Genomic DNA, 315 nt, shown 5'->3' on the forward strand with positions numbered 1-315 from the left:
ATAGAAGGTGTTGCCGCCGTATTTGGCGGAAAGCATGGCGAATGCGGTTTTGTTGTCGAGGTCTCCGGCGAGTGCGCTGCCGTCTTCCTTGCCGGTGAAGTAACCGAGGTTGGCGCCCAGGGTCCAGTCGCCAATCGGTTGGCTGTGGGTCAGGTTGAAATACTGTTGCTGGTAGATATCGGACAGTTCCGCGTACCAGACGCCAACCTGGGTGCGTTTTTCGTTGAAGGCGTATTCGCCGCCACCGAAGTTGAAACGGTCGGAGGTGAAGGCACCGCGGCCGTTCATCGACATGTCTTCCATGCTCGCGTCGTT

Annotated in this window: 1 protein-coding gene; it reads right to left on the minus strand. The window is 57.8% G+C overall.

What is annotated here, in order from left to right; genetic code table 11:
- Positions 1-315, minus strand: a 315-nt coding sequence (locus tag FHK92_RS27930; RefSeq protein WP_258232734.1) for an OprD family porin, incomplete at both ends; no start/stop codon positions are given.

Source organism: Pseudomonas brassicacearum subsp. neoaurantiaca, assembly GCF_013608025.1.
Lineage (GTDB): Bacteria > Pseudomonadota > Gammaproteobacteria > Pseudomonadales > Pseudomonadaceae > Aquipseudomonas.